The organism is Kiloniella laminariae (genome assembly GCF_027214005.1).
Lineage (GTDB): Bacteria > Pseudomonadota > Alphaproteobacteria > Kiloniellales > Kiloniellaceae > Kiloniella > Kiloniella laminariae_A.
The window spans coordinates 2,501-5,476 of the sequence record NZ_JAPWGY010000021.1 but is presented as its reverse complement, the minus strand read 5'-3'; the positions used below and the strand labels follow the sequence as shown (position 1 = coordinate 5,476).

Annotated in this window: 2 tRNA genes and 2 rRNA genes (1 of these 4 running past the window's edge); all 4 read left to right on the top strand. The window is 50.5% G+C overall.

Features of this window, described 5'->3' with window-relative positions:
* Nucleotides 1–202 precede the first annotated feature (202 nt).
* A 16S ribosomal RNA gene (locus O4H49_RS20360) occupies nt 203–1,698 on the top strand.
* A gap of 158 nt (nt 1,699–1,856) precedes the next feature.
* Nucleotides 1,857–1,933 (top strand) — tRNA-Ile (locus O4H49_RS20355).
* Between the two features lie 29 nt (nt 1,934–1,962).
* A tRNA-Ala gene (locus tag O4H49_RS20350) sits at nt 1,963–2,038 on the top strand.
* A 194-nt stretch (nt 2,039–2,232) separates the two neighbouring features.
* Nucleotides 2,233–2,976, top strand: a 23S ribosomal RNA gene (locus tag O4H49_RS20345) (it continues 2,002 nt past the right edge of the window).
* The 16S and 23S rRNA genes sit together here with 2 tRNA genes alongside, the layout of an rRNA operon.

Genomic DNA, 2,976 nt, shown 5'->3' with positions numbered 1-2,976 from the left:
TATATCGTCTTGCTCTTGGGGGCTTTGGTTGCCGGGAGTTATTTGGTTGTTTGACATTGTAGATATGAAATTGGAAAGGATGCGTGGACGGCGGTTTGTTGTTTTGGCAACGAGCTGTCTAAGTTCATGTAATCTTATCTTATTAAGTTACACAAAACCTAGTCAGTAATATTTGAGTTCTGTTTTAAGACAGAAGTCAGGTCAACTTGAGAGTTTGATCCTGGCTCAGAACGAACGCTGGCGGCAGGCTTAACACATGCAAGTCGAACGAGAAGGTTCTTTCGGGAACTGGACAGTGGCGCACGGGTGAGTAACGCGTGGGAATCTACCATGGAGTGGGGGATAACAGTTGGAAACGACTGCTAATACCGCATACGCCCTACGGGGGAAAGATTTATTGCTCTATGATGAGCCCGCGTTAGATTAGGTAGTTGGTGAGGTAACGGCTCACCAAGCCTACGATCTATAGCTGGTCTGAGAGGATGATCAGCCACACTGGGACTGAGACACGGCCCAGACTCCTACGGGAGGCAGCAGTGGGGAATATTGGACAATGGGCGCAAGCCTGATCCAGCCATGCCGCGTGAGTGAAGAAGGCCTTAGGGTTGTAAAGCTCTTTCAACTGTGAGGATGATGACAGTAGCAGTAGAAGAAGCACCGGCTAACTTCGTGCCAGCAGCCGCGGTAATACGAAGGGTGCAAGCGTTGTTCGGAATTACTGGGCGTAAAGGGCGTGTAGGCGGATTACAAAGATAGAGGTGAAAGGCCTGGGCTCAACCTGGGAACTGCCTTTATAACTTGTAGTCTAGAGATCGAGAGAGGATAGCGGAATTCCTAGTGTAGAGGTGAAATTCGTAGATATTAGGAAGAACACCAGTGGCGAAGGCGGCTATCTGGCTCGATACTGACGCTGAGGCGCGAAAGCGTGGGGAGCAAACAGGATTAGATACCCTGGTAGTCCACGCTGTAAACGATGTACACTAGTCGTCAGGGTACTTGTACTTTGGTGACGCAGCTAACGCATTAAGTGTACCGCCTGGGGAGTACGGTCGCAAGATTAAAACTCAAAGGAATTGACGGGGGCCCGCACAAGCGGTGGAGCATGTGGTTTAATTCGAAGCAACGCGCAGAACCTTACCAGCCCTTGACATCCCGGTCGCGGTTTTCAGAGATGAATTCCTTCAGTTCGGCTGGACCGGTGACAGGTGCTGCATGGCTGTCGTCAGCTCGTGTCGTGAGATGTTGGGTTAAGTCCCGCAACGAGCGCAACCCCTACCTTTAGTTGCCAGCATTCAGTTGGGCACTCTAGAGGGACTGCCGGTGATAAGCCGGAGGAAGGCGGGGATGACGTCAAGTCCTCATGGCCCTTATGGGCTGGGCTACACACGTGCTACAATGGTAACTACAGTGGGCAGCGACGTCGCGAGGCGAAGCTAATCTCCAAAAGTTATCTCAGTTCGGATTGTTCTCTGCAACTCGAGAGCATGAAGGTGGAATCGCTAGTAATCGTAGATCAGCATGCTACGGTGAATACGTTCCCGGGCCTTGTACACACCGCCCGTCACACCATGGGAGTTGGTTCTACCCGAAGCCGGTGCGCTAACCGCAAGGAGGCAGCCGACCACGGTAGGGTCAGCGACTGGGGTGAAGTCGTAACAAGGTAGCCGTAGGGGAACCTGCGGCTGGATCACCTCCTTTCTAAGGATTTCGAAGGGTTCGCCTTTTGAGATTACTTATAAAATACCATGCCGGACCGGCAAATTGCCGTCCTCGCATCCTTTCCAGATAATGTCGCAAGCAGCCATTGGCCGCGCTTTAGATAGCGCGGTAGATGGTCGAGATAGCGGTAGTTTTTCGGGCTTGTAGCTCAGTTGGTTAGAGCGCGCGCTTGATAAGCGTGAGGTCGGAAGTTCAAGTCTTCCCAGGCCCACCACTTACCAGCGGTAAGTTGCAAACTATACCGGGGGCATAGCTCAGTTGGGAGAGCGGTAGCTTTGCAAGCTTCAGGTCGTGGGTTCGATCCCCTCTGCCTCCACCACTTACTTCGTAAGCTCGAATTTGTGACATTATATCTGGAAAGAAAAGAGATCCTCTTTTACAGAGGGTGCCTGCGTTGCAGGCTTGTTGTTTGACATTGTTGATATGTATGAATTTGGTCTTGAATACGATCTGATCTTTTTCATGCGCTTTGATGGATCTTTGATTTATCTCTGCGTGTGTTAGGGTAATTTCGATCAAGCGCTTTAAGAGCATCTGGTGGATGCCTTGGCGTATAGAGGCGATGAAAGACGTGGCACTCTGCGATAAGCTACGGGGAGGTGAGAGCAACCTTTGATCCGTGGATTTCTGAATGGGGAGACCCAACCCTTTAGGGTTATCGTTATCTGAATACATAGGATAACGAGGCAAACTCGGCGAACTGAAACATCTAAGTAGCCGAAGGAAAAGACATCAACCGAGATTCCGTTAGTAGTGGCGAGCGAACGCGGACCAGGCCAGTGGCCTTGAGATAAAAACCGGAACAAGCTGGAAAGCTTGGCCATAGTGGGTGATAGCCCCGTACGGGTAAAAAGTCTCAAGGTCCTCGAGTAGGGCGGGACACGTGAAATCCTGTCTGAATATGGGGGGACCATCCTCCAAGCCTAAATACTCCTATACGACCGATAGTGAACCAGTACCGTGAGGGAAAGGTGAAAAGCACCCCGATGAGGGGAGTGAAATAGATCCTGAAACCGGATGCTTACAAACTGTAGGAGCAGCCTTGAGCTGTGACTGCGTACCTTTTGTATAATGGGTCAGCGAGTTAATTTTACGAGCAAGCTTAAGCCGTTAGGTGTAGGCGTAGCGAAAGCGAGTCTTAATAGGGCGATATAGTTCGTAGGATTAGACCCGAAACCAGGTGATCTAGCCATGAGCAGGTTGAAGGTGCAGTAACATGCACTGGAGGACCGAACCAGATAATGTTGAAAAATTACT